Genomic DNA, 264 nt, shown 5'->3' on the forward strand with positions numbered 1-264 from the left:
GTATTCAATTTATCCATGTACTGTGGAAACCAATGGGCAAACGATGAATCATCACCGCTGAAGGGGCGGATCCCCTGCAAAGCCAAATTATGGATAGTGAACACACAAGGCATCGCCTGCAATGCCGAGAACTCCGCCACGCAGCCGCGAAGCATCGCCAACATTGCGGTGTGCCAGTCATGCAGATGCAACACATCGAAACAAGGTAATAGCCTGTTGACAAGGCATGTGGCAACACTCAATGAAAACAAAGCAAACTTGGTC

The 264-nt window shown here is 49.2% G+C and carries 1 protein-coding gene; it reads right to left on the reverse strand.

Annotated elements, in window-relative coordinates; genetic code table 11:
- Positions 1-264: glycogen/starch synthase (locus AAEZ00_RS21490; RefSeq protein ID WP_351089966.1), on the reverse strand; the 264-nt coding region annotated here is incomplete at both ends.

The sequence above is a fragment of the Shewanella sp. S1-49-MNA-CIBAN-0167 genome (assembly GCF_040310145.1).
GTDB classification, from domain to species: domain Bacteria; phylum Pseudomonadota; class Gammaproteobacteria; order Enterobacterales; family Shewanellaceae; genus Shewanella; species Shewanella psychromarinicola.